The following is a 25,143-nucleotide window of genomic DNA, read 5'->3' on the forward strand; positions in this document are numbered from 1 at the left end:
AAAGTCGTTAATAGCTTATACACCAAAGTAGAGCGTAGCATTCATTTATTGTGCCAAGTTTCAATCCAAGATAAGATGGATAGTTGCTTGGGCTTTGGATCTGTAATTATATCTATATTCGTAAACCCATTCTGTTTTTAAGCTCTTAAAAAAAAGGATTCAGTAACGACATAATCACAACAATTTCTTTTTCGGCTCATGCTCTGCTTTACTTAACCATCATAGTTTTTAATAAAATATTCTACCAAGCTAAAATTATACAATAACATCTCAATTTAGTGACTTCTTGTAACTTTTTCTAATAAATTTTCTATTCAATAATTGTATTTTGTTTAGTTTTTATTAAAAAATGTTGAACATTTTGTATATTTGCTGTAAAACTAATGGTTATGGCAAAAAAGAAAGAAATTGCAGAAAATAACATTATCGCATTTTACATGGATTATGTTTTACAAAATAATGAATACCCAAAATCAGTTTATGCATTTGCAAAAACAAATAATTTCGAAGAAGCAAAATTCTATGAGTATTTCGGTTCTTTTGAAGCTGTTGAAAAATTTATTTTTAAAAAATTTTTCAACAATACACTTTCAACTTTAAACCAAAGTGATGAATACATTTCGTTTGATGCAAGAAACAAACTACTAAGTTTTTACTTTACATTTTTTGAAAATTTAACTGCAAATAGAAGTTATATTGTTTACACATTGCGTAACCATAAAAACAATATGAAAGGTTTAGCGCTTCTTTCTGACCTTAAAAAAAGTTTCACAAAATACATTGATGGTTTAGATATTGAAACCTTAGATGTTAAGCAAGAGCAGCTAGAAAAAATTCAAAATATAGCCATTCAAGAATCGGCATGGGTGCAATTACTATTAACAATGAAGTTTTGGCTGGACGATACCTCTGCATCTTTTGAAAAGACTGATATTTTTATTGAAAAATCGGTAAACACAAGTTTTGATGTATTAGATATTGCTCCACTAAAAAGTGTGATTGACTTTGGGAAATTTATTTTCAAAGAAAAAATGCACATGAACTAAATATAACTATGAAAACAATAGATTCTATTCCTGTTTCCAAAATACACCGTGCTTCGAAATTGGTTTCTACAGGTGCCAAAGTCGGTGTTAATTACCTAAAATATTATGGTGATAAATTAACAAAAACCGAATCGGAAGCAAGAGCAACATTAAACGAAAATAACGCTGAAGACATTTACGATGGCTTAAAGCAGTTAAAAGGCAGCGCCCTAAAAGTGGCACAAATGCTAAGCATGGAAAAAAGTATTATGCCCCAAGCCTATGTAGAAAGGTTTTCGTTAGCACAATTTTCAGTACCTCCGTTATCGCCTCCATTGGTTATAAAAACCTTTAAAAATTATTTTGGTAAACTCCCAAATGAATTATATGATTCCTTCAACACAACTTCTGTAAATGCTGCAAGTATCGGTCAGGTACATATTGCAACAAAAGACGGAAAAAAACTTGCCGTAAAAATCCAATACCCGGGAGTTGCACAAAGTATTGCGACCGATTTAGCTTTAGTTAAGCCTATAGCTATGAAAATGTTCAATATTAAGGGAAAAGACTCGGACAAATACTTTAAAGAAGTTGAAGGAAAGTTAATTGAAGAAACAAATTATGTGTTGGAAATAAAGCAAAGCAAGGAAATTGCTTTTGCTTGCTCTCATATTTCCAACCTTTTGTTTCCCAATTACTACGAAGAACTCTCATCAGACCGTATCATCACGATGGATTATATGCATGGTGAACATCTTTCAGAATTTACATCCCATAATACCAACCAAGAAACCGCTAATAAATTAGGGCAAGCTTTATGGGATTTTTACATGTTCCAAATTCATAAACTTAAAAAAGTACATGCAGATCCGCACCCTGGAAATTTTCTGGTTTCAAAAACAGGTGAATTAATAGCACTTGACTTTGGTTGTATGAAAACTATTCCAAACGACTTCTACATACCTTACTTTGAATTGGCAAAACCACAAAACATATCAAACCAATCCTATTTTGTTGAAAAACTATATGAATTAGAAATTTTACGGGAAGATGATTCCAAAGAAGAAGTTGAATTCTTCACCGAGATGTTTCATGAGTTATTAAGCTTATTTACACAACCTTTTCATGTAGAAACGTTCGATTTTTCTGATAGTGATTTCTTCGGAAAAATCACAGAATTAGGACAGCGCTATTCAAAAAATACGGAATTAAGAAAAATGAATGGTAACCGCGGTTCTAAACATTTCATATATATAAACAGAACTTTTTTTGGCTTGTATAACTTAATGTTTGATTTAAAAGCTAAGGATATAAAAATTAATAATTTTAAAAACATATAATGCCACATTTTAACCAAAAGGATATTAAAAATTTGCAACATTTATATAAAATAAATCTTATAAATAGTTGTTCTGGTTTTAAATCGGCTAATTTAATAGGCTCAAAATCCATTAAAAACATTTCTAACGTAGCAATTTTTAGTTCGGTAACCCATATCGGGTCCGATCCTGCGTTGCTAGGTGTTTTCTTTAGGCCTACTACAGCAATAAGAAATACATATGATAATATAAAAGAAATGGGGTTTTATACAATAAATCACGTTTATGAATCTATTTTAGAAAACGCACATCATACCTCTGCTAAATATGATGCACATTTCTCCGAATTTGATGCTACTAACCTACAAGAAACTTATAAAAACAATTTTCGGGCACCCTATGTAAAAGGATCTCCGGTACAAATGGGCATGGAGTATGTTGAAGAATATCCTATAAATGCAAATGGAACTATACTGCTTATAGGTGAAATAAAAGACCTGTATATTCAAGATGATTTGCTAGAAACGGATGGTTTTATAAATCTATCAAAAGCAAATATTGTTACAATAAACGGTTTAGATGGATATTTAATCCCTAAATTTAAAACAAGATTAACCTACCAAAGACCAAAAAAATTATCTGATACAAACCCAATTAAATGAAAATCCTAGTTACAGGTTCAACAGGCTATATTGGAAAACGTTTAATTCCTATTCTAATTAACGAAGGGAATCACGTGGTATGCGCTGTAAGAGATAAGTTGCGTGCAGAAAAAACATACTTAAAAGAACCTCTTATAGAAATTATTGAAGCTGATTTTTTAAAACCTGAAACGTTAAACGCTATTCCAAAAGATGTAGATATTGCTTATTATCTTATTCATTCAATGTCTAATACATCTAAAGATTTTGAAAAATTAGAAGCCCAATGTGCTGAAAACTTTAAAGCCTATTTTGAAGATGCCAAATTAAAACAAGTTATCTATTTAAGCGGTATTACCAATGAAGAAAAGCTTTCTAAACATTTACAATCGAGAAAAAATGTAGAGGAAATATTAGCATCTAAAAACTATGCCCTAACGATTTTTAAGGCAGGAATTATAGTTGGCTCTGGGAGTTCTTCTTTTGAAATTATTCGCGATTTAGTTGAAAAACTACCTGTAATGGTCGCTCCAAAATGGTTAAACACAAAAACACAACCTTTAGCCGTTAGAGACGTGATGGCATTTCTTTCAAAAGCAAAAGCAAACCAAGAGCTCTATAACAAAAGTTTCGATATTTTTGGTCCAGAAATTTTAACTTACAAGCAAATGCTCTTAAAATTTGCCGAAATAAGACTTTTAAAACGCTACATTTTCACAGTACCGGTAATGACTCCAAAACTATCCTCTTACTGGTTATACTTTGTTACATCTACCTCATATAAATTAGCATCCACATTAGTAGATAGTATGAGTGTTGAAATTGTTGGAAAACCCAGTAACATCAATCAAATTTTAGATGTTAGCCCAATAACCTATACAGAAGCAGTTCAATTAGCTTTCGAAAAAATAGAACAAAACAGTATTGTTTCGAGTTGGAAAGATTCGATGATAAGTAGTGGTCGCTTAAAAAATAACCTACATAAATATATCAATGTTCCTAAATATGGTTGCTTTAAAGATTATAAAGAACGAAAAGTTATGGATGAAACCGTAACAATTAATAAAATATGGTCTATTGGAGGTACTACGGGTTGGTATTATGGTGATTTTTTATGGAAAATAAGAGGCTACATAGATAAATTAGTTGGAGGAATTGGACTTAGACGCGGAAGAACTCATGCATCAGAATTAAATGCAGGTGATGCTTTAGATTTTTGGCGTGTTATATTTAGTGACAAAAAAGGGAAAAAACTTTTACTATATGCTGAAATGAAATTACCAGGAGAAGCTTGGTTAGAATTCAAAATTGAAGACGGATTACTAAAACAAACAGCCACCTTTCGTCCCCGAGGTTTAGCTGGCAGATTATATTGGTATAGTGTATTGCCTTTTCATGGTTTTATATTTAATGGAATGATTAAGGAATTAGTTAAGGCTCTTTAAAAATTTTTGCTTTGTTAATTTTTGTTTAATTTTTTAACAAAAACATTAAACATTATTAAATTTTCATTATCTTTAAGCATGGTTTTAGATACAACTTACACAAAAAAAGAGCATAACAACTTAATAAACGATGTTGTGGGAAAACCATTTAGCTTTCTAAAATCTATTAAAATGAAGGGAATTGGCTCTAAACGGATGATAATTGATGATGCTAGTCTAAATATGAAAAAATATCTGAATTTAGTTTCTGATGCAAATTTAGAATTGCGCCCAACAGGAATCATAATTAGAATTAACAAAGGATTAAACAACTTTACATGGGTAATGCCACATTACCAATTAGTAGTTTATAAAACAAATGGCATAAGTATTTATGCACAAGGACGATTTATTCACTTTAAAAACAATGCTACATTTAATGAAAACAAACATTTTTTTGAAAATATGATGAATGAAAAAGTAAAATTTGAATCTAAATATAAATTTTCTCAAACATGAAAATTTACACCGAAAAAGATTTAGGCCGCATAATAGAAATGGCTTGGGAAGACCGAACACCTTTTGAAGCTATTGCATTTCAGTTTAACCTTAAAGAACAAGATATTATAGAGTTAATGCGCAAAGAAATGAAACTTAGCAGTTTTAAAATGTGGAGAAAGCGAGTTCAAGGACGAATTACAAAGCATCAAAAATTGAGAACTTTTAAAAAAGGTCGCTTTAAATGTTCAAGACAAAAACACATTACAAACAACTCAATTTCAAAACGATAACGTGCTTTGCTTTCTAAAATGAATACATAAAGATAGCATATAAAAAAGACACAATGAACACAGAAACATTAGTTAATAAAAAAAACGGACACAAACTCAAAGGGTTTTCGACTGAAGATATTGGAGACGACCATTTATATACTGGATTAGAAACTCCAATTAAAAAGGATGCATTCAAACTATCAGATTCTGAAAAGAAACACAGAATAGCCTTGTTATTTGAAGAAATTATGAAAGTTATGGGGTTAGATTTAACCGATGATTCTTTAAAAGGAACACCACAACGTGTTGCCAGAATGTATATTGACGAAATTTTCTCAGGTTTAAACCCTGTAAACAAACCCAAAATAGCACTGTTTGACAACAAATATCAATACAACCAAATGTTAGTTGAAAAGAATATTTCTTTCTATTCAAATTGCGAGCACCATTTTGTGCCTATTATTGGTAAAGCACATGTTGCATACATATCTTCAGGAAAAGTAATTGGTCTTTCAAAGTTGAATAGAATTGTACAATATTATGCTAAACGCCCACAAGTACAAGAACGTTTAACAAATCAAATTGCAGAAGATTTAAAACATATTTTAGGGACAACAGATGTGGCGGTTATTATTGATGCCAAACACTTATGTGTATCTTCTCGTGGCATTAAAGATGAATCATCAGCAACAGTTACATCTTATTATGGAGGAAAGTTTAATACTCCTGAAAAAATTGCTGAATTACAAAACTATCTTAAAGATTAAATTTATGGATATAATAAACGAAGCACTTGAATTCGAACAAGTAAAACTTAAATCACTTACAACAAGTAATAGAATAGAAATTTCAAGAAAAGCCAAATTGTTGATTTTAGGTTTGAATGAAATTTACAAACGCAGAAAGGATGAGCAAATAATGGACATTATGAAACGACTGACAACTATAAAAAGAAAAGTTGAAAAACGACTGAATGGCAAGCATTTAATCTCAAATATATAATTTTATGAAGACAATAGTTGTAATTGGTGGTAGCAAAGGCATTGGTAACGCTATAGTTAACAAACTACTTGACAAACATAAAGTTATTAATATAAGCAGGACAACACCCACCACAATACATACTAACTTGACACATTATGGTTGTGACATTTTAAAAGATGATTTACCGGAAATTACATCTATAGATAGCTTGGTTTATTGCCCTGGAAGCATCAATTTAAAACCTATTTCAAAATTAACTTTAGATGAATTCCGTGAAGACTTTGAAATTAATGTGCTTGGTGCCGTAAAAGCAATTCAGAAGTATATGGACATTCTTAAAAAGGGAGAAAAACCATCAATATTATTATTCAGTACTGTAGCTTCAAAGTTAGGTATGCCCTATCACGCAAGTATTGCTACAGCAAAATCAGGCGTCGAGGGATTGGTTAAATCGTTAGGAGCTGAACTTGCTCCAACTGTTAGAATAAATGCCATTGCACCTACAGTTACCAATACCGAATTAGCTTCAAAACTATTGCGGAATGACAAAATGATTGAGAACATAGTGCGTCGCCATCCTCTTAAAAAAATATTGAATACAGATGAAGTTGCTAGTATGGCTGAATTCTTGATATCGGACAAATCTATGGCTATGTCAGGACAAATATTTGAAATGGATTGTGGTATCGTTTCCTTTAAAATGTAAAAACATGAAAAAATTAATTTTATTAAGCCTTATGGTATCCATATTCTCAAAATCTAAAGCACAAACAGACCCTTTAGAATCTATTTACAATATTAAAATAAATAGTTTACAAGAAAAACCAATCGATTTCTCTCAATTTAAAGGCAAATACATCTTATTTGTAAATGTTGCTTCTAAATGTGGTTTTACTGGTCAATATGAAGATTTACAAAAATTACACGAAACCTATAAAGATAAGTTAGTGGTTATAGGGGTTCCTTGTAATCAATTTGGTGGCCAAGAACCGGGAACTTTTAAAGAAATCCAAACATTCTGTGAAGCTAACTATGGCGTTACTTTTTTAATGACCGAGAAAGTGGATGTGAAAGGTAAAAACCAACACCTACTTTACCAGTGGTTAACTCAACAAGAAAAAAATGGTAGTTCCAATTCGTCTGTTAAATGGAATTTTCAAAAATATTTAGTGGGTAAAAAAGGAGAGCTCATAGATTATTATTTTTCGGCTACTAATCCACTAAGCGACAAAATTACAAATCATATAAAATTATAACTATGTTTAATTTGTTCAGAAAAAAATCGGAAATTGAAAAATTAGAATCTACTTTCAAAAAATTAATGAAGGAGTGGCATGAGTTGTCTAGTGTTAACAGAAAGCTTAGTGATGAAAAATACGCTATGGCTCAAGCTTTAATTCCTAGAATTGATCAATTAAAAAAAACAAATGAAACTTTTTAAAACTCTATTAATTTTTCTAATTATTAATTTTTCAGCATTAGGCATTGGTGTTTGGCTTATGGATAATGGTCCACAAACCGAATGGTATTCTCAACTTAACAAAGCGCCTTGGACTCCTCCTGGGTGGGTTTTTGGAGCGGCTTGGAGCAGCATCATGGTATGCTTCTCCATTTACATGGCTTATTTGTATGATTTAGTACCAAATACAAAGTTAAAAATACTTTTTACGTTACAATTTATTTTTAATGTTGGATGGAATTTTGTTTTCTTCAACCAACACCTCATCGCTTTAGGGCTAATAGTTATCTTATCACTTACAGCCATTGTTACTATACTTCTATATGATTTTAAAAAACAATTAAGCTATAAAACCCTTTTAATACTACCTTACTTTTTATGGTTGTGTGTTGCAAATTCACTTAATCTTTACATTTTACTATACAACTAAATTATGAAGATTTATACACTACATAAAAAACAAAATTTACCAATAACTATAAATCAGGCGTGGGATTTTTTATCAAACCCAAAAAACCTAAAAATCATTACGCCCGATTATATGGGTTTCCATATTCTATCTGGAGTTGACAAGCCTATGTTTGCAGGACAAATTATTCAATATATTGTAACACCTGTTTTGGGTATTAAAACCAAATGGGTTACCGAAATTACCCATGTTGCTGAGAAACATTATTTTGTAGATGAACAACGTTTTGGCCCGTATGCACTTTGGCATCATAAACATTTTATAAAGGAAATAGAAGGTGGTGTAGAAATGGAAGATATTATAGATTATAAAATTCCCTTTGGAATTTTAGGACAATTAGCACACCCAATTTTAGTTAAGCCAAAACTGGAAGAAATCTTTAATTACAGAACAAAAAAGCTAGAAGAATTATTTGGAAAATATTCGTAATTAGCATCCATTTAAGCACATTCTACAATTTTTTAATAAGTAAATGAAACAAACAGTCAACATTTTTTGGTTTCGTCGTGATTTACGTCTAAACGATAACCATGGATTATTTAAAGCTTTAAACGGAAAACATTCTGTGCTTCCTGTTTTTATTTTTGATACAGAGATTTTAGACAAACTCCCAAAAGATGATGCTCGAGTTTCATTCATTCATAAAACGCTTCAAAATTTAAATAAAACACTTCAAACAAAGTACAGTAGTAGTTTGGCAATGTATTTTGGAAAACCTATTGAAGTATACAAACAACTTACCCAAGATTATAATATTTACACCGTTTTTACAAATCATGATTACGAACCCTATGCCCAAACACGCGATATAGAAATTAAAACTTTTTTAGCTGAAAATAATATTGAATTTAAAACTTACAAAGACCAAGTTGTTTTTGAAAAAAACGATATTTTAAAATCTGATGGTACACCCTATGTAGTTTACACACCGTATATGAAGCAATGGAAAGCACTTTTTAAAACCATAAAATTACAAATTTATGAAACTGAGGCACTTTTAAGCAACACCATTAAAACCAAACAATTACCTAATGTAAGTTTAGCCTATATGGGTTTCACCATATCAAATCAACAAATAGAAGATTTTACAGTTACACCACAACTTATAAAAAATTACGAAGCAACTCGAAATTTCCCATCGCAAGATAGCACCTCTAAATTAGGGCCTCATTTGCGTTTTGGAACGGTAAGCATTCGAAGAATGGTACAAAAAGCTGTGGCAGAACAAAACGAAATATTCTGGCAAGAACTTATTTGGCGCGAGTTTTTTATGCATATCCTATGGCACTTTCCGCATACGGTTACCCATAGTTTTAAACCTAAGTATGACCGAATTGAATGGCGGAATAATGAAGATGAATTTAGATTATGGTGTGAAGGACAGACTGGTTATCCGTTAGTAGATGCTGGTATTAGGCAACTCAACCAAACAGGTTTTATGCACAACCGTGTACGTATGTTGGTAGGTAGTTTTTTATGCAAACATTTACTTATAGATTGGCGTTGGGGTGAAGCCTATTTTGCCCAAAAACTGCATGATTACGATATGGCAAGCAATATTGGTAACTGGCAATGGGTTGCTGGCTGTGGTGTTGATGCTGCCCCCTATTTCAGGATTTTTAACCCAACTACGCAAATTGAAAAATTTGATAAAAACTTAGAGTATATTAAACAATGGTGTCCCGATTTTCAAGAACTCACCTATCCAACACCTATAGTAGACCATAAAATGGCCAGAGAACGCTGTTTACAGGTTTATAAAAAGGCTTTGCATTAATGAAAAGCAGTTCAAAACGTTAATGTTTCATTAATAATACGGTAAAAAAACTATAAACCCATTAGCTTTAGTATCTTGCAAAATTTTGACAATTAACGTTATCAAAAGTTTAATAAAATAAATTAAAATTCATGGAAATTATTGCCAATGCTTTAGAGTTCGAACAAAGAAAACAAACTTTTAAAACCACAAGCGAACGTATAGAAGCATCAAGAGAAGTAAAAGAGCTTATATTAAATTTGAATACCATTTATAAAGAAGAACAAGACCCAAAAATTATGGATATTATGAAACGATTAACGCTCATTAAGCAAAAGATTGAAAAACGATTAAAAGGAAGACCTTAATTATTTGTTACTATATTTTTTTTTAGCATCCGTTGAAAATATGGTTTTTACCAGAAATTGAATTTAAAGTCGGTATCAAAACCACCAACTACATCATTATTCCTATTTAAATTTTGGTAGTTAATTTAGCTCAATAAAAAAGTGGCGTTTTGATATAAATCAAAAACACCACTTTAATTTAAAAATGATACATTCTAATTTTAAGTATCTTAAAAATTATTCAATGCGTTCAATCTTAGCACCAATAGCACGTAAACGTTCGTCAATACGCTCGTAACCTCTATCAATCTGTTCTATGTTCTGAATAGTCGATGTGCCTTTAGCAGATAAAGCCGCTATAAGTAATGATACCCCCGCACGAATATCGGGAGAGGTCATGTTAGTTGCCTTTAAAGTCGATTTATAATCATGTCCAATTACAGTAGCACGATGCGGGTCACAAAGAATAATTTTAGCTCCCATATCAATCAATTTATCTACAAAGAACAAACGGCTTTCAAACATTTTTTGGTGAATAAGCACACTACCTCTGGCCTGTGTTGCAACTACCAAAATAATACTTAATAAATCCGGTGTAAACCCTGGCCAAGGTGCATCAGAAATGGTTAAAATAGAACCATCTATAAAACTTTGAATTTCATAACCGTCATTATGGGCAGGAATATGAATATCATCACCACGTTTTTCAACGGTAATACCTAATTTTCTAAAAACCGCAGGTATCACACCTAAATCATCCCAAGATACATTGGTTATGGTTAGTTCACTTTTTGTCATGGCAGCAAGACCTATCCAGCTCCCAATTTCAATCATATCGGGCAACATAGTATGCTGAGTGCCTCCTAAATTATCAACTCCATCAATGATTAACAAATTAGAGCCTACGCCACTAATTTTTGCGCCCATGCGATTCAGCATTTTACATAATTGTTGTAAATACGGTTCGCAAGCAGCATTGTAAATTGTAGTCCGGCCTTCTGCTAACACCGCAGCCATCACTATATTGGCAGTTCCCGTAACCGAAGCTTCTTCTAAAAGCATGTAAGCCCCCTTTAACCTATTAGCTTCTACACCATAAAACTGCTCTTCTTTACTATATCTAAATTTGGCACCTAAATTAATAAGACCTTCAAAATGAGTATCTAACCTACGACGCCCAATTTTATCCCCACCTGGCTTAGGGATGTAACCTCTTCCAAAACGCGCTAATAATGGGCCAACAATCATGATAGAACCTCGTAAACCACGGCCATCAACCTTAAACTCGTCCGATTCTAAATATTTCAAATTAACCGCGTCGGCTTGAAAGGTATAAGTACCATGTGCTAATTTTTCAATCTTAACACCTAGTTTTCTTAATAAGTTAATGAGTTTATTAACATCAACAATATCTGGAATATTATGAATGGTAACCAATTCTGGGGTTAATAAAACCGCACATAAAATTTGTAGTGCTTCATTTTTTGCACCTTGTGGCTGTATGCTACCTTTTAATTGGTGGCCTCCTTCAATTTTAAATGTTCCCATATAGTTTAGAAGCGTTTTCTTTTATAATTAGAGGTGTTTTTTTTATGATGCCCTCCTTTTTTGTTACTAGTATTACTACTGCTACTTGAAAATTTTGTTTTGCTACGCATTAAACTCGTAGCGTCTGATAAATCTTCTTCCGAATTTTTCAAGTTTATTCTACCTCCAGAAAGCTCGAATAAATGATCATAAATAACGTCATCTTCAACAGTGTCTTTATTCCAATTTAAAAAACACTTCTTCATGTGGTTGGCAATGGTATAAGTTAAAGCTTCTTTATGGTCGCCATCTTCCCATGTATTAGCAACATCAATCATCGTTTTAATATTGTTTCCATAAAAACGATATTTAGGAAAATTTTGTGGGTACTTTAAAGGCTCTGGGCGTTCCTCAAGAAGTTCTTTCGTTGGTTTTTCATAATCAGAATCAACATCCAATTCGAAATTAGACATGATAAAAAGCTGGTCCCAAAGCTTATGCTGGAAATCAGGAACATCTCTTAAATGCGGCTGCATATTTCCCATTACCGCAATAATACCTTTAGCTACTTTATTGCGTTCTTCTTTTGTTTCTAAGGTTTTAGCGTGATTAATCATTTTTTGCATGTGGCGACCGTATTCGGGTATGATTAAATGTTCACGCTCTGTGTTGTATTCTAATTCGTCTATTGTCAAAATAAATGTGGTGTAGAGTTATGGGTTTACTGCATGTAGTTGTTATGCTTGTGCAAAATACAAAAAAAAACTAAAGACTTATTACTCCTTCTACTTTTTCTGCTACTTCTTTGTACTTTTCTATAACAACCTCGGGGTTTTTCAATAAAACATTTATAGAAATACTTGTGTATTTACCGTTTTTAGACTCGGTAGTTTGTATTACTGCCCCCATATTATCAAATATAGATTCAACCATTACAATTTTAGAAGCATCCGATTTAATAATAAACTTATATAAATATTCCGAAGGCCAACTAGCAGTATCGTATAACTGCGTTCTTAACTTTTCGTAAAATTCATCCGAATTTTGGGGTGTACTCATAGTATTTTTATATACTGCAAATATACATTTAGTAAAGTAAATTATAAAAAATAATACACAATTAAAATCAGGGCATTTCCCTCCTGCCGTCGGGTCGGGCTTGTAGTTTACCCTGAGCGCATACGAAGGGCCACAAGTTCTCGCTCCCACGACGTTTCGGGGTCGCATGGGCTTTCTACAGCAATCCTTAACCCATCACCGCTAGTCACATTCCAAGTCACGGTTATTGCATCCATTAATCCTACTTTATCCGTTTTTAATTGTTAATTATCAATTGTTAATTGTTAATTTTACAGTTTAAATTTTCACTTTTGAACACAAGAAAGATTGTAATAACAGGTGGCCCTGGTACAGGAAAATCGACTTTAATTAATGAATTAACAAAAAGAGGTTTCACTTGCCTTGAAGAAATTTCGCGTCAAGTAACCTTAGATGCCAAAAAAGAAGGTATAGACCAGTTGTTTTTAACCAACCCGCTTTTATTTAGCAAGCTGCTATTAAAAGGCAGGCAGCAACAGTTTGAAGCCGCCAACAAATTACAATCAAAAACTATTTTTTTTGATAGAGGACTCCCCGATGTACTGGCATATATGAATTATATTGGAAACACCTATCCACAATCATTTGTAGACACCTGCAAAAAAGCGTTGTACGATACCGTTTTCATTTTAAAACCTTGGGAAACTATTTATACCAGCGACAACGAACGTTACGAAAGTTTTGAGCAAGCTTTAGAAATACACAAACAGTTACTCAACACCTACCAACAATTCAATTACAATTTAATTGACGTCCCATTTGGGACTGTAGAAAACCGAACCGATTACATTTTAAAAGTGTTACAGCTATAAATGGAACAACCCATAAACATACTAGAACGTTATTGGAATTTTACCGAATTCCGTCCCGAACAAGAAGCCATTATAAATGCCGTTATTGATGGGGAAGATACGTTTGTACTGCTACCCACTGGCGGCGGAAAATCTTTATGTTTTCAAATTCCTGCATTAGCAAAAGAAGGTATTTGTGTAGTTATTTCACCATTAATCGCTTTGATGAAAGATCAAGTACAGCAACTCAATGATAGAGGCATCAAAGCCATGGCACTTACCAGCGGCATTACCTACAGCCAATTAGATACCCTTTTAGATAATTGTATTTATGGTAATTACAAGTTTTTATACCTCTCGCCCGAACGTTTGCAGCAAGAACTTGTGCAAGAGCGCATCAAACAAATGAACGTAAATTTAATTGCTGTTGATGAGGTACATTGTATTTCACAATGGGGTAGCGATTTTAGACCGGCATATAAAAATATTACGCAACTACGTCAATTACAACCTACCGTTAATGTGGTGGCTTTAACAGCATCGGCAACTCCTAAAGTAGTGGATGATATTATTAAAGAACTCGATTTTATTCAACCTAAAATATTTAAACAATCGTTTGCCAGACCCAATTTGGGCTATATGGTGTATCATGAAAACGACAAATACTATCGCATTGAAACCATTTTAAAAAAATACAAAGAATCGTCTATTATTTACGTTCGAAACAGAAAATCCACCTTGGATGTTAGTACTTTCTTAAACTCAAAAAAAATATCGGCAACTTATTACCATGGCGGTTTAACCAACACAGAAAAAGACACAAATATGACGCTTTGGCTGCAAAACCAAAAACAGGTTATGGTGGCCACCAACGCTTTTGGAATGGGCATTGACAAACCCGATGTAAAAACCGTCATCCATTTAAATTTACCCGAAAGTATTGAAAGTTATTTTCAAGAAGCGGGTCGTGTTGGGCGTAATGGTGATAAGGCTTTCGCTGTTATTTTAAAAAATAATAGCGACGAGGTTTTGGTGAAAAACCAGTTTTTAAGCGTGCTTCCATCAGTCGATTTTGTAAAACAAGTGTATAGAAAACTATGCAGCTATTTTCAAATATCGTATGGAGAAGGCGAATATGAAACTTTTGATTTCGATTTTAATTCCTTCTGCAAAACATATAGTTTTAGTACCGTTTTAGCATATAATGCACTACTTTTATTGGATAGAAATAGCGTCATAACCTTATCAAAACAATTTAAAAACAAAGTATCGGTGCAATTTATCATATCAAGCGCTACACTTTTTAGTTATTTAGAAAATCATACTAATTTTAATGTAATAGTAAAATCGATGCTTCGAATGTATGGTGGTATTTTTGACCATAACAGCAAAATTGACTTAGTTAAAGTTGCTGAAAAAGCTTCTACAACAGAAAGTGTAGTAACACAGGTACTTCAAAAATTAGAGAGTGATGAAGTCATAAACTTACATCTAGCAAAAACCGATGCCCAAGTTACTTTTATTGAACCACGTGAAGATGACAAAACCATCAACCGCATTGCATCTATTATAGAACAACAAAACGAATTAAAACAATTTCAAGTAAAAGCAATGCTTGCGTACGTTGAAAACGAATCGGTCTGTAAAAGCATACAACTACTCTCCTATTTTGGCGAGCAAGATGCCAAACATTGTGGGATCTGTTCTGTTTGTACAGGCACTAAAAAAACGCCAAAACCACAGGACAGTCATGCTATTAAAAAACGTGTTATAGAGTTACTTGAAACAGGCCACCAATCATCAAGAAACATGATTGCTGCCTTAAATTGTAGTGAAACCGAATTGAAAATCGTTTTAAAATTACTTTTAGAACACGATATTATATCTATAACACCTACAAACACGTATAAATTAAGCCATTTATAAAATAAGCACTCTAATTGCAAATGGTCAATTAAAATTAAGAAACATCAACCGATGAAAGATTTAAGAATTGTATTTATGGGAACGCCAGATTTTGCCGTAACCACTTTAAAAACTTTAGTAGAAAACCAATATAGTATTGTGGGTGTTATTACAGCACCCGATAAACCTGCAGGGCGCGGACAAAAACTTAATGAAAGTGCCGTAAAACAGTACGCTGTATCGCAAAACTTGAATGTTTTACAGCCTACCAATTTAAAAAATGATGGTTTTATAAGTGAATTAAAAGCTTTAAAAGCCAATTTACAAATTATTGTGGCTTTTAGAATGTTACCAAAAATTGTTTGGCAAATGCCCAAATATGGCACATTTAACTTACATGCTTCTTTATTACCGAATTACCGTGGGGCAGCCCCCATTAATTGGGCGATAATTAATGGTGAAACAAAAACTGGTGTTTCAACCTTTTTTATTGATGAAAAAATTGATACTGGCGATATGATTCTTCAAGAGTCTATTGATATAAACCCAGAAGAAAACGCAGGTATTCTACACGATAAATTAATGAATATAGGAAGCCAGTTGGTTTTAAAAACCGTGAAATTAATACAGCAAGGTTCGATTAAAACCATTCCTCAAACCGAATCGACCGATATTAAAACCGCTTACAAACTAGATAGGGATAACTGTAAAATTGATTGGAACGATTCTTTAGAAAACATTTACAACTTAATTCGTGGTTTAAGCCCTTACCCTGCCGCTTGGTGTACTTTAGTAAATGGAAACGATTCATTAGATATAAAAATTTACGCTGCAGACAAAGAGTCCACATCACATAGCCACAGCATTGGAACCACAATTTCAACAAAAAAGGAATTAAAGGTTGCTGTATCAAATGGTTACATTATTATTAAGGAAATTAAACTTCCTGGTAAACGTGCTATGGATGTAAAATCCCTTTTAAACGGTTATGCTTTTGAAATAAATGCAAAAATGTGCTAAACCCCCGTTGTTATAGATATAACCTAATTTCACCGATAAAACACATGTTCTTTATTAACAAAATTCCTAATTTATCAACAATACTACGTATTTCCTACGCTATTGCTTGCGTGATTGTATAATCCGTATAAATTTGTAATAGGATTTAACAAAATGTTTAACCAATTTATTAATATTTAAAATATTACATTATGAACAAAACAGATTTAATCGATGCAATGGCAGAACATGCTGGAATTACTAAAGCTGCTGCAAAAAAAGCATTAGAATGTGCACTTATTGAAATTGAAGGCGCTTTACAAAAAGGCAACCGCGTTTCTTTAGTAGGATTTGGATCTTGGTCAGTTTCTAAAAGAGCTGCAAGAGAAGGTAGAAACCCACAAACTGGAGCTACTATCAAAATTAAAGCTAAAAAAGTTGTAAAGTTTAAAGCTGGAGCAGATTTATCAAACGCTGTAAACTAATTACTTACGTCTTTTATAAAAAAAATGCCTTCAAAATTTGAAGGCATTTTTTTTATATTTCATTAAAACAGTTGCTTTTTTAATAAATAAATATTAGATTTAGTTACTAATTCCTCAATTGTATGGTAACAACAACACCCAAAAAAGGTAATTTGTTAATCGCCGAACCTACCATATTTGGCGATGTTTCTTTTAACAGATCCATTATTTTATTAGCAGACCATTCTTCTGAAGGCTCTATTGGTTTTATTTTAAATAAACCCTTGGATTATACCATTAACGATTTGGTTCCTGAAGTAGAAGCTACTTTTAAGGTTTATAACGGAGGCCCCGTAGAACAAGATAATCTATATTTCATTCATAAAATTCCGCACTTAATACCTAATAGTATTGAAATTTCTTTAGGTATTTATTGGGGAGGCGATTTTAATAATGTTGCAGAACTTATTGCAAAAAAAATTATTAGTGAAAACGATATTAAATTCTTTTTGGGATATTCAGGATGGAATGCGAATCAACTTGAAAACGAATTAAAATCTAATTCCTGGGTAGTTACTGAGAATGTTTATAAAAACGGTATCATTGAAAAAAATTACGAAACGTTTTGGAAAGAAAAAATGTTAGAGTTTGGAGATGAGTACAGTATTTGGAGCAACGCACCCGAAAACCCTAACTATAATTAACTTAAGCGTAATTTCACATTTAATTTTTCAAGAATTGTTTTTGATACTTCTGTGTTAAATAATTTTTTACGGTATTTTGTTATTGGTTGAATCCCTACAATGACATTGGTTATAAAAATTTCATCGGCTTTTTGAAGTTCGAAGGGTGAAACCGATTCTTCAACCAATTCATATTCTGAAACGGTTTTTAAAACCTCAATAATCTGTTTGCGCATAACGCCTTTTAAACAACCATCACTAACAGGTGGTGTTTTAATAACATTACCTTTTACAACAAAAATATTACCATTAAGTGCCTCAATAACATGTTTGTTAGTGTTCAAAACAAAACAATTATTCAACTTATTTTCTTCAGCATAAATACTTCCCACCACATTAAGGGCTTTATTATTGGTCTTTAGGGTAGATAATAAGCTTGGTGACACATAATAATCTTTAAACAAATCTACTTCATAAAACCCATTTTGAAACACATAAAAATCGTCTTCAATCTGTTTTACTGAAATTATAAAACTAATATCGTTGGTGTTTGGTAAATACAAACCACCTTCATTTCTATGAACTAACAATTTAACTCTTGCCGAAGCAGTTTCTAAATTCGCTTCTTTTATTGTGTTTATAATTTGATCTTCAAGAAATTCCATGGTAAAATTCATGGGAATCTCCATACGCATAATACGCATCGAAGCCATGAGCCTGAAATAATGGTCTTCCCAAAATAACAATTTTCCATGAGATGTTTTTATAGTTTCAAAAAGCGCATCGCCATAGGCATACCCTCTATTTTGAATAGATAATAATTGTTCTTCCGCAGTAATAGTTCCGTTAAAATTAGTCATAAAAAAAAATCCCGTTCACTTTAATTTTGTAAACGGGACAAATATAATTTAAATTAATTATTTTTAGAATTAAGCCGAACCTAATACTTGTTTTAAACTAGAAATTTGGTTTTCCCATAGCATTTTAGACTCTTCAACTTCGTCTTCTTCAGCAAAATCGGTTACTATTAACGATACATCTTTGGTTATTTCATCCACTTGAATTTTAATTTCAAAATAAGAGGTTAAGTCTTCCTCGTCAGTTAGCCATCTAAATTTAATGCGCTCGCCTGTTTTTTTACTTATCAATTTTGCCTTTTCTTCGCTATCGTCCCAAATAAAAGTAAATAACTCACCTCTAGAATTCACATTATCAGAAAACCACTCCGATAAACCAGAAGGTGTTGATATATATTGATAGATTAATTGAGGTGAAGCTTGTATAGTAAATTCAATTTCAAATTTAATTTTTTCGTCCATATGTACTGTGAAAATTTTAAGTTCCCAATATATACATTAATTAATAAGTACCGTAATTATTTTTAATAATAATTTACTTAAGTAATGTTTGCAGACAATAATATTGTTTTTATATTTGCAGCCTTAAATTAGGCGAGGTAGCTCAGTTGGTTAGAGCGTCGGATTCATAACCCGGAGGTCGGGGGATCGTGCCCCCCTCTCGCTACAAATCAAAATCAGTTCAAAAACAACGGTTTAGTTCACTCTAAACCGTTTTTTTATGCATGATATTCATGAATTAATTATCTTAGACGTTCAAAATGAACACGATTTAGAACACGATTTGGAACACAAGCCCCTTTTTTCAAAACCCAAGATCTATGATGCCGACGGCGATTTAAGTAAATGCTGGTAGGTGTATTTTTCTTGTTTAGATCCTAAAACCAATAACGACTATGGATTGATAAATGATTTTATTCAACTTTTCTTTTTCTGCTTTTAACTCACTATCCCTAAATTTTAATTCAATATCCTGCGCTTCTCTTTCCTTTTTAAAATAATTATACTTAACAAATGAATACTTGTTTTCATTGATTTGTTTTGCCATTGCAATACTATCAGAAAGAAATTTATATTCCTTAATATTTCTATTGCCTTCAATCTCTATAAGAAAAGAAAGTGCTTCTAAGCGTTCCAGAGAATTATTGGTTTTTAAACTAATGGCATAAGCTAGCTGTGCATATTTTTTTAGATTTTAAATGTCGTTTCTGTCTTTGTAGTATTCTGCTAATGCTATATAACTTGAGTATAATCCTTGTATATCGTTTTTTGTTTTCTAAACTCTAAAGCTTCTAACAGGTTAGGCAAAGCTTCCGGTAATTTCAATTTCCCTTCTACAAAACCAAGGATATTTAACGCTCTAGCTAGTTGCAAGGTGTTCTTTATTTTTAGGCTATTCCCATAAACTATTTGAAACTATTTTTAAGCCAGCGTGTAGCTTTTTTAAATGTATTCGCTTTGTTGTTATGGATGATATTGACATAACTCAGCCTTTTGGTAGATTACAATAATTACCCAATTCGTTATAAATGATTTCCAAATGGTTATACAGCCCAATTTTGGCATCAAGTGTTTGTTCCGATTCTTTTAGAGCGTCCACAATTGTAATCGCTTCAACTGCGGTGGCTTCACTTTCATGTAATAGATCCAAATTATATTGAATGCTCGACATAAACCTTAAATCCCTAATAATTTCTAAGGAATCCTTGAATTTTAAATTCAGTGCTTTATGTTCTTGGTAATACGTAATAGCATTTAATAAGCCTTCACTAAGTCTGCTATAATCGGCCAGCTTTCTATAAGCCGATAGCAGTTTAATAGAGTCCTTGGTTTTTTGACTTTCCGTTAAAAGTATTTTTGCTGTTGAAATGGCATTCTTGAAATCTCCTGTTTTTGAATACAAATAGCTCTTTCTATCTAACCCGTTTTTTGCAGTTTAATATATAGTAAGTGTTGTTGTTGTTTTATTGCTAGATCAAGCAATTTACTGGTATACTTTAAGTTTTGTTTGTGATTTTGGGAGGTGTCTTCACTTAGTTCATGATAACAACTTAAGCTATCTGTCGCTTTTTGAGCCTTTACCCTATTCCAACCAAAAATAGTTAAAGCTAAGAATAAAAAAAAAGAGGAATGATGATTTATGTCTTTCATCCCTCCAAATTAACAACTAATTTTTAGTTAAAATAAATATTAATTATTGTCTTCATATTTAATCTTCAGGATGTAAAATTTCTCCATTTATTACCAGTTGTAGATTGTTATTCTATGGACAATATTTTCTGCTTTTAAAAAAAGCAGGATTTCAATTAAAACAATTCCTAATACCACTCAGATATTAAAATTTTGAATTGGACATGTTCAATGTAAAAACCTAATCATTGAGTTCTATTCTTAATTAAAGTTTTTGAACCATTTTCACTATTTAAAAAGCTCTTATGGGTTAACTTTAATCTTTGTAGCGTTGTTTTTCTATACGTTTCCAAAGGTTTTCGTTTGTAACCCATTCCACTTAACAAAAAACCATTATTTGTAAAAAAAAAAGATAAAGTCCCCAAACGTTACAGCAAACCTTTCAAATTTTTACTTAAATTGGTGTACGCATATTTATGAATAAGTTATTATGAAAAGTCACTATAACATTATTATTGCTGGTGCTGGGGGAATTGCAGAAGCAGCTGGACTCATTTTGGCTGAATGGAGTTCAGTAACACCTACAATCTATATTGGGAATCGCACCCTTTCAAAAGCTCAAAAAGTGGCAAATTGGATTATGAATGGCACTACCAAACCTTGTAATGTAATTGCTTTCCATCTAGATCCATCAAATATTACCAACGAAGTCACTTCCATTTTAAAAAATGGGGATGGCCTACTTGATTGCCTACCTGGTAGTTTAGCTCCAATCATGGCGAGACATGCAAAAAATAATAAACTCTATTATGCAAACCTTACTGAATATGTCTCAGAAACAAACCAAATAATAGAAATGGCTAAAAACGCCAAAACAGGGTTCGTTCTGCAAACAGGCTTAGCTCCTGGTTACATTAATCTACTGGCTAATTTTATGTTTCAGGAATTTTGCAAGCAACATGAGGTTGAACAGGTAAAAACGCTGGAATTTAAAGTAGGCGCACTAACCAATCATGCTGTAGCTCCACATTTTTATGGTTTTACTTGGAGTCCTGTTGGTGTGGCAACTGAATATTTAAGGGACTGCATCGCTATTCGTGATTTTAAAAAAACAAAGCTTTCTGCTCTATCCGAAAGAGCCCTTATTATAATTAATGGGATTACCTATGAAGAAGACCTTACCTCTGGTGGAGCAGCAGATCTTCCTGATGCCCTAAGTGGCAAAGTTCAACATTTGGATTATAAAACACTACGGCACCAAGGCCATTATGGTTGGGTCGAAAAACAGTTAAAAGGTTTAAATAATACCAAAGACCCCATTTCTGGTTTACAAAAAATTATGCGAGATGAAATTCCACATATCGAAGACGACCAAGTTGTAATCTATGCAGCTGTAGAAGGTAAAGACACTAATGGTATAGCACGCAGACAGGAAATTGCCAAACATATTCTGCCAAAACAAGTTGGAAAACATAAACTTCGAGCTATTCAAACAACAACCGCCGCCCCATTAGTACAAGCTATTCAATGGCTATTGGAAACAAAACCACAAGGCATTCTACTCCAAAGTCAACTAAATGCCAAGACTTTTTTAAATGGAGCGTTTGTAGCACCTATTTATGGGAAGGTTTAGTAAGCCATAAGAAAACAGCCTGTAAATAATTATACCTAAAAGGATGTATTAGAAAATAAATTAAATGAGTTGTTTAATTATATTGCCGTTTAGTCTTTGCTAAATCGTTTTTCGTGTCTAGATCAAAGAAATTACTATTTTTATTAATATTATAATTACCTAAAAATGCCATGAAAACTACCATAATCCGTTTTTTATTACTTGCTTTAAGCTTTTCTATTATTTCTAATACTAATGTACTATCACAGGCTTTACCCAAAATTATTGGAGATAAAGCAACAATTAAACAGAACTATTTACCAGATTATAGTTTTGCAGGATATCATAACGGTGAATTACAAATACTAAATAAGGATGCCCATATCATTTTAGCTATCGATTATGGTGCTATTCCTAATGATGGACTAGACGATTCAAAAGCTTTAATAAATGCTATTGAAGCTACTAATGATATAAAAGGGAATGTGGTATTGCAACTACCCGCTGGCAAATTAATTTTAAGTGATATTTTATATATTAAACGAAGCCATTTTGTGTTAAGAGGAAGCGGTGTTGGTAATGCTGGTACTGAAATTTTTTGTCCACGCCCAATGATGTATTTAGATAACCCAGAACAATTAAAAGAATTAAGGGAATATTTAATTGAGTTTGATAAACGGGAAATTCAAAAAAACAACAATATCGATTTGCCTTTTTCACAATATACCTGGTCTGGTGGTATGATTTGGACTCAAGTTCCTGGTGAACGTGTTAAGTCCTATTTAAGAAAATATGACCAACCCTCGCGAGTTTTAGCAAAAGTAAAGCAAGGTAATAGAGGAGAACATGTTATGACTGTTTCAAATATAAACGGACTTAAAGTTGGGGATATAGTGCAATTAGAGCTTTTTAATACCGAAGGAGAGAAAGGAAGTATGATACAGGATTTGTATAAAAATAGTAACGTAAAAATTGGCTCACATCACTGGGAATTTCCAGATATGGCAATTGTAAAACAACAAGTTGAAATAACAAAAATTACAAATAATAAAATCACAATTAATTCACCATTAACTATTTCAATAAAACCAAGCTATAATGCACAATTAGTAGAATGGAAACATTTAGATGAGGTTGGAATTGAACAGTTAAGAATAACATTTCCGAACGCTCCAAGAATTGCACATCATGTAGAACCGGGTTATAATGGTATTTATTTAACACGCGTATTTAACAGCTGGGTTAGAGATGTGGTAATTAGTAATGCCGATAGCGGAATATTATCTGAAGAAATAGCGAATGTTACAATTAAGGATATTGTTACAGAAGGCACCGAAATGGCTCATTACACAGTTGCTATTTCGGGTTCATATAATGTTTTGGTTAAAAACTTAAAGGTGTACAATAAAGCTTTTCATTCTTTAAGCTTCAATACATTATCTACCAAAAATGTATATCAAAACTGCGAAGTTTTTAATAGCCCTTTACTAGATCAGCATTCGGGTGCTAACCACCAGAATTTGTTTGATAATGTTAAAGTTCATATTAATCCAAATGAGGATAATACCTATCCCTTATTTACAGGTGGTGGTGCTAGCTATTGGAAACCTAGCCATGGCGCCTATAGTACCTTTTGGAATTTGAATGTTCATGTTTTAAATAAACAAGATTCTAAAAAACCTATAATTTTAGATGGAATGAAGGGCGATGGGCCATATGCTTACATTGTTGGTGTAAATGGAAATAATACTTTTAAAATAGATTATGGTCCCCATTCTTATAAAGAAAACATAAATGAATCTTTGGATGAGGTTCCTTCATTATATGACTATCAATTAAAAAAACGTATGGAATAGTTTTTTTTTTTTTAATATTAGTCGGTTGTGTTTTGCATAAAATCTGGAAACCCACTTTCTGTCCACTCTACAACACGGGCGCGAGTTGCACGATTTTTATCTGATAATTCATGACCCTGTATTTCCTTATAGTCTCGTGTATGGTATATCATTATGGTTGTTTTTCCATCTTCAGTTGTGGTAAATGAATTATGACCGGGACCATATCTTTTTAAATCTTCATTCGTATAAAAAACAGGTCCTGGAGATTTATGCCAATTGGAAGCATCTAACAAATCTGCTTCTTCATCAACCCATAACAAACCCATACAATAATTGTGGTTAGTAGCACTGGCAGAATAAGTTACAAATATTTTTCCGTTTTTCATAATCATCGCAGGTCCTTCATTCACATTATATTTCATCTTTTCCCAACTAAAATCTGGTTCTGTTAAAATTACTTCTGGCCCTACAAGTGTGGTTGGGTTTTTCATTTCAGATAATACTAAAGCAGTTCCGTGTTTTCCACCCCGTACATTTTGTGCCCATATAAGGTATCGCTTATCTTTATGTACAAAAGTTGTTGCATCTAACGAAAAAGATTCTCTTTGAGTTTTTATTTGCCCTTCTTCTATCCATTCTCCTTGCATAGGATCTTCCGATGAATTTGAAAGTACCCACATTCTTATGTTCCAAATATTTTCAGCTTCACCTGCTGCAAAATATATATACCAAATCCCATCTATCCTATGTAATTCTGGTGCCCAAATATGATGCCCCATAGTACCTTGCTTGTGTTTATGCCAAACTTCTTTTTCTTTGGCTTCTTTTAAACCGTTTATACTAGTAGCCTTTCGTATAACTATACGATCATACTCAGGAACTGTAGCTATTAAATAATATACGCCATCATCTGTTTTATGCACCCAAGGATCGGCACGTTGTTCTGCTATTGGGTTATTAAACTCTAATGGTTGTGAATAGCTTTGGAATGGATGAACCATAGCCATTATAAGTACAGTAAAAATTCTAAATAACTTCATAC

32 protein-coding genes and 1 tRNA gene are annotated in these 25,143 nt (G+C 32.4%); 24 read left to right on the top strand and 9 right to left on the bottom strand.

Annotated elements, in window-relative coordinates:
• Positions 1–389: 389 nt before the first annotated feature.
• The 15 genes from VP395_RS01510 to VP395_RS01580 all read left to right on the top strand — a co-directional run bounded on the left by VP395_RS01510 (position 390) and on the right by VP395_RS01580 (position 10,218).
• The gene (locus tag VP395_RS01510) at positions 390–1,046 is read left to right on the top strand and encodes a TetR family transcriptional regulator C-terminal domain-containing protein (RefSeq protein ID WP_346239938.1); all 657 of its coding nucleotides are present in this window, start codon (positions 390–392) and stop codon (positions 1,044–1,046) included.
• Between the two features lie 8 nt (positions 1,047–1,054).
• Entirely contained in the window at positions 1,055–2,365 is a 1,311-nt protein-coding gene (locus VP395_RS01515; protein ID WP_346239939.1) for an ABC1 kinase family protein, read from the top strand.
• Positions 2,365–3,006, top strand: a complete 642-nt coding sequence (locus VP395_RS01520; RefSeq protein ID WP_346239940.1) for a flavin reductase family protein — start codon at positions 2,365–2,367, stop codon at positions 3,004–3,006. Before VP395_RS01515 ends, VP395_RS01520 begins: the two co-directional genes overlap by 1 nt.
• Entirely contained in the window at positions 3,003–4,430 is a 1,428-nt protein-coding gene (locus VP395_RS01525; protein ID WP_346239941.1) for an SDR family oxidoreductase, read from the top strand. The genes VP395_RS01520 and VP395_RS01525 overlap by 4 nt, the downstream gene beginning before the upstream one ends.
• Positions 4,431–4,508: 78 nt before the next feature.
• Positions 4,509–4,928 (top strand): hypothetical protein, encoded by a 420-nt coding sequence (locus VP395_RS01530; protein WP_346239942.1) that lies wholly within the window; start codon positions 4,509–4,511, stop codon positions 4,926–4,928.
• The gene (locus tag VP395_RS01535; protein WP_346239943.1) at positions 4,925–5,200 is read left to right on the top strand and encodes a TIGR03643 family protein; all 276 of its coding nucleotides are present in this window, start codon (positions 4,925–4,927) and stop codon (positions 5,198–5,200) included. Before VP395_RS01530 ends, VP395_RS01535 begins: the two co-directional genes overlap by 4 nt.
• Before the next feature lie 53 nt (positions 5,201–5,253).
• The gene (gene folE / locus VP395_RS01540) at positions 5,254–5,949 is read left to right on the top strand and encodes a GTP cyclohydrolase I FolE (RefSeq protein ID WP_346239944.1); all 696 of its coding nucleotides are present in this window, start codon (positions 5,254–5,256) and stop codon (positions 5,947–5,949) included.
• 4 nt (positions 5,950–5,953) lie between these two features.
• Positions 5,954–6,184, top strand: a complete 231-nt coding sequence (locus VP395_RS01545; RefSeq protein ID WP_346239945.1) for a hypothetical protein — start codon at positions 5,954–5,956, stop codon at positions 6,182–6,184.
• Positions 6,185–6,188: 4 nt separating this feature from the next.
• On the top strand, positions 6,189–6,872 hold the full coding sequence (locus tag VP395_RS01550; protein WP_346239946.1) for an SDR family NAD(P)-dependent oxidoreductase: 684 nt from the start codon (positions 6,189–6,191) through the stop codon (positions 6,870–6,872).
• Between the two features lie 31 nt (positions 6,873–6,903).
• The gene (locus tag VP395_RS01555) at positions 6,904–7,422 is read left to right on the top strand and encodes a glutathione peroxidase (protein ID WP_379884141.1); all 519 of its coding nucleotides are present in this window, start codon (positions 6,904–6,906) and stop codon (positions 7,420–7,422) included.
• Positions 7,423–7,424: 2 nt separating this feature from the next.
• On the top strand, positions 7,425–7,607 hold the full coding sequence (locus VP395_RS01560; RefSeq protein WP_346239948.1) for a Lacal_2735 family protein: 183 nt from the start codon (positions 7,425–7,427) through the stop codon (positions 7,605–7,607).
• Complete coding sequence (locus VP395_RS01565) at positions 7,594–8,055, top strand: TspO/MBR family protein (protein ID WP_346239949.1); 462 nt, start codon at positions 7,594–7,596, stop codon at positions 8,053–8,055. The genes VP395_RS01560 and VP395_RS01565 overlap by 14 nt, the downstream gene beginning before the upstream one ends.
• A gap of 3 nt (positions 8,056–8,058) precedes the next feature.
• Positions 8,059–8,523, top strand: a complete 465-nt coding sequence (locus VP395_RS01570; protein ID WP_346239950.1) for an SRPBCC family protein — start codon at positions 8,059–8,061, stop codon at positions 8,521–8,523.
• Between the two features lie 43 nt (positions 8,524–8,566).
• A complete protein-coding gene (locus VP395_RS01575) occupies positions 8,567–9,871 on the top strand; it encodes a cryptochrome/photolyase family protein (RefSeq protein ID WP_346239951.1) in 1,305 nt (434 codons plus the stop codon).
• 131 nt (positions 9,872–10,002) lie between these two features.
• Positions 10,003–10,218, top strand: coding sequence for a hypothetical protein (locus tag VP395_RS01580; RefSeq protein WP_346239952.1), 216 nt, complete (start codon positions 10,003–10,005; stop codon positions 10,216–10,218).
• A 216-nt stretch (positions 10,219–10,434) separates the two neighbouring features.
• Here the strand turns inward: VP395_RS01580 and murA are convergent, their stop codons facing one another.
• The 3 genes from murA to VP395_RS01595 form a co-directional block, all read right to left on the bottom strand.
• Positions 10,435–11,745, bottom strand: coding sequence for a UDP-N-acetylglucosamine 1-carboxyvinyltransferase (gene murA, locus VP395_RS01585; RefSeq protein ID WP_346239953.1), 1,311 nt, complete (start codon positions 11,743–11,745; stop codon positions 10,435–10,437).
• Between the two features lie 5 nt (positions 11,746–11,750).
• Positions 11,751–12,419 carry a DUF4290 domain-containing protein gene (locus VP395_RS01590; protein WP_346239954.1) on the bottom strand — a complete coding sequence of 223 codons (669 nt, stop codon included), beginning with the start codon at positions 12,417–12,419 and terminating at the stop codon, positions 11,751–11,753.
• 70 nt (positions 12,420–12,489) lie between these two features.
• Positions 12,490–12,783 (bottom strand): DUF493 family protein, encoded by a 294-nt coding sequence (locus tag VP395_RS01595; protein ID WP_346239955.1) that lies wholly within the window; start codon positions 12,781–12,783, stop codon positions 12,490–12,492.
• Positions 12,784–13,094: 311 nt separating this feature from the next.
• On the opposite strand from VP395_RS01595, the gene VP395_RS01600 reads away from it, so the two are divergent.
• The 5 genes from VP395_RS01600 (at position 13,095) to VP395_RS01620 (ending at position 17,685) form a co-directional block, all read left to right on the top strand.
• Positions 13,095–13,634 carry an AAA family ATPase gene (locus tag VP395_RS01600; RefSeq protein ID WP_346239956.1) on the top strand — a complete coding sequence of 180 codons (540 nt, stop codon included), beginning with the start codon at positions 13,095–13,097 and terminating at the stop codon, positions 13,632–13,634.
• A complete protein-coding gene (locus VP395_RS01605) occupies positions 13,635–15,539 on the top strand; it encodes a RecQ family ATP-dependent DNA helicase (RefSeq protein ID WP_346239957.1) in 1,905 nt (634 codons plus the stop codon).
• A 51-nt stretch (positions 15,540–15,590) separates the two neighbouring features.
• A complete protein-coding gene (gene fmt / locus VP395_RS01610; RefSeq protein WP_346239958.1) occupies positions 15,591–16,538 on the top strand; it encodes a methionyl-tRNA formyltransferase in 948 nt (315 codons plus the stop codon).
• A 191-nt stretch (positions 16,539–16,729) separates the two neighbouring features.
• Positions 16,730–17,002 (top strand): HU family DNA-binding protein, encoded by a 273-nt coding sequence (locus VP395_RS01615; RefSeq protein ID WP_117178369.1) that lies wholly within the window; start codon positions 16,730–16,732, stop codon positions 17,000–17,002.
• 122 nt (positions 17,003–17,124) lie between these two features.
• Positions 17,125–17,685: a YqgE/AlgH family protein gene (locus tag VP395_RS01620; protein ID WP_346239959.1), complete on the top strand. Its 561-nt coding sequence runs from the start codon at positions 17,125–17,127 to the stop codon at positions 17,683–17,685.
• On the opposite strand, the gene VP395_RS01625 is transcribed toward VP395_RS01620, so the two are convergent.
• The gene (locus VP395_RS01625; RefSeq protein ID WP_346239960.1) at positions 17,682–18,524 is read right to left on the bottom strand and encodes an aminotransferase class IV; all 843 of its coding nucleotides are present in this window, start codon (positions 18,522–18,524) and stop codon (positions 17,682–17,684) included. The two genes, VP395_RS01620 and VP395_RS01625, sit on opposite strands and share 4 nt — an antisense overlap.
• Before the next feature lie 69 nt (positions 18,525–18,593).
• Positions 18,594–18,983 (bottom strand): START-like domain-containing protein, encoded by a 390-nt coding sequence (locus VP395_RS01630; RefSeq protein ID WP_346239961.1) that lies wholly within the window; start codon positions 18,981–18,983, stop codon positions 18,594–18,596.
• 131 nt (positions 18,984–19,114) lie between these two features.
• Here VP395_RS01630 and VP395_RS01635 point away from each other — a divergent pair.
• Positions 19,115–19,188 (top strand) — tRNA-Met (locus VP395_RS01635).
• 54 nt (positions 19,189–19,242) lie between these two features.
• A complete protein-coding gene (locus VP395_RS01640; protein WP_346239962.1) occupies positions 19,243–19,377 on the top strand; it encodes a hypothetical protein in 135 nt (44 codons plus the stop codon).
• A gap of 15 nt (positions 19,378–19,392) precedes the next feature.
• Here the strand turns inward: VP395_RS01640 and VP395_RS01645 are convergent, their stop codons facing one another.
• From VP395_RS01645 to VP395_RS01655, 3 genes are all read right to left on the bottom strand, one after another.
• On the bottom strand, positions 19,393–19,569 hold the full coding sequence (locus tag VP395_RS01645; protein WP_346239963.1) for a hypothetical protein: 177 nt from the start codon (positions 19,567–19,569) through the stop codon (positions 19,393–19,395).
• Between the two features lie 438 nt (positions 19,570–20,007).
• Positions 20,008–20,424 carry a hypothetical protein gene (locus tag VP395_RS01650; protein WP_346239964.1) on the bottom strand — a complete coding sequence of 139 codons (417 nt, stop codon included), beginning with the start codon at positions 20,422–20,424 and terminating at the stop codon, positions 20,008–20,010.
• Positions 20,425–20,438: 14 nt separating this feature from the next.
• Positions 20,439–20,672 carry a hypothetical protein gene (locus VP395_RS01655; RefSeq protein WP_346239965.1) on the bottom strand — a complete coding sequence of 78 codons (234 nt, stop codon included), beginning with the start codon at positions 20,670–20,672 and terminating at the stop codon, positions 20,439–20,441.
• Between the two features lie 469 nt (positions 20,673–21,141).
• On the opposite strand from VP395_RS01655, the gene VP395_RS01660 reads away from it, so the two are divergent.
• Complete coding sequence (locus VP395_RS01660; RefSeq protein ID WP_346239966.1) at positions 21,142–22,284, top strand: saccharopine dehydrogenase family protein; 1,143 nt, start codon at positions 21,142–21,144, stop codon at positions 22,282–22,284.
• A 170-nt stretch (positions 22,285–22,454) separates the two neighbouring features.
• Complete coding sequence (locus tag VP395_RS01665) at positions 22,455–24,119, top strand: DUF4955 domain-containing protein (RefSeq protein WP_346239967.1); 1,665 nt, start codon at positions 22,455–22,457, stop codon at positions 24,117–24,119.
• Between the two features lie 17 nt (positions 24,120–24,136).
• On the opposite strand, the gene VP395_RS01670 is transcribed toward VP395_RS01665, so the two are convergent.
• The gene (locus VP395_RS01670) at positions 24,137–25,141 is read right to left on the bottom strand and encodes a glycoside hydrolase family 43 protein (RefSeq protein ID WP_346239968.1); all 1,005 of its coding nucleotides are present in this window, start codon (positions 25,139–25,141) and stop codon (positions 24,137–24,139) included.
• Between the last annotated feature and the right edge of the window lie 2 nt (positions 25,142–25,143).

The organism is Mariniflexile soesokkakense, assembly GCF_039650365.1.
Lineage (GTDB): Bacteria > Bacteroidota > Bacteroidia > Flavobacteriales > Flavobacteriaceae > Mariniflexile > Mariniflexile soesokkakense.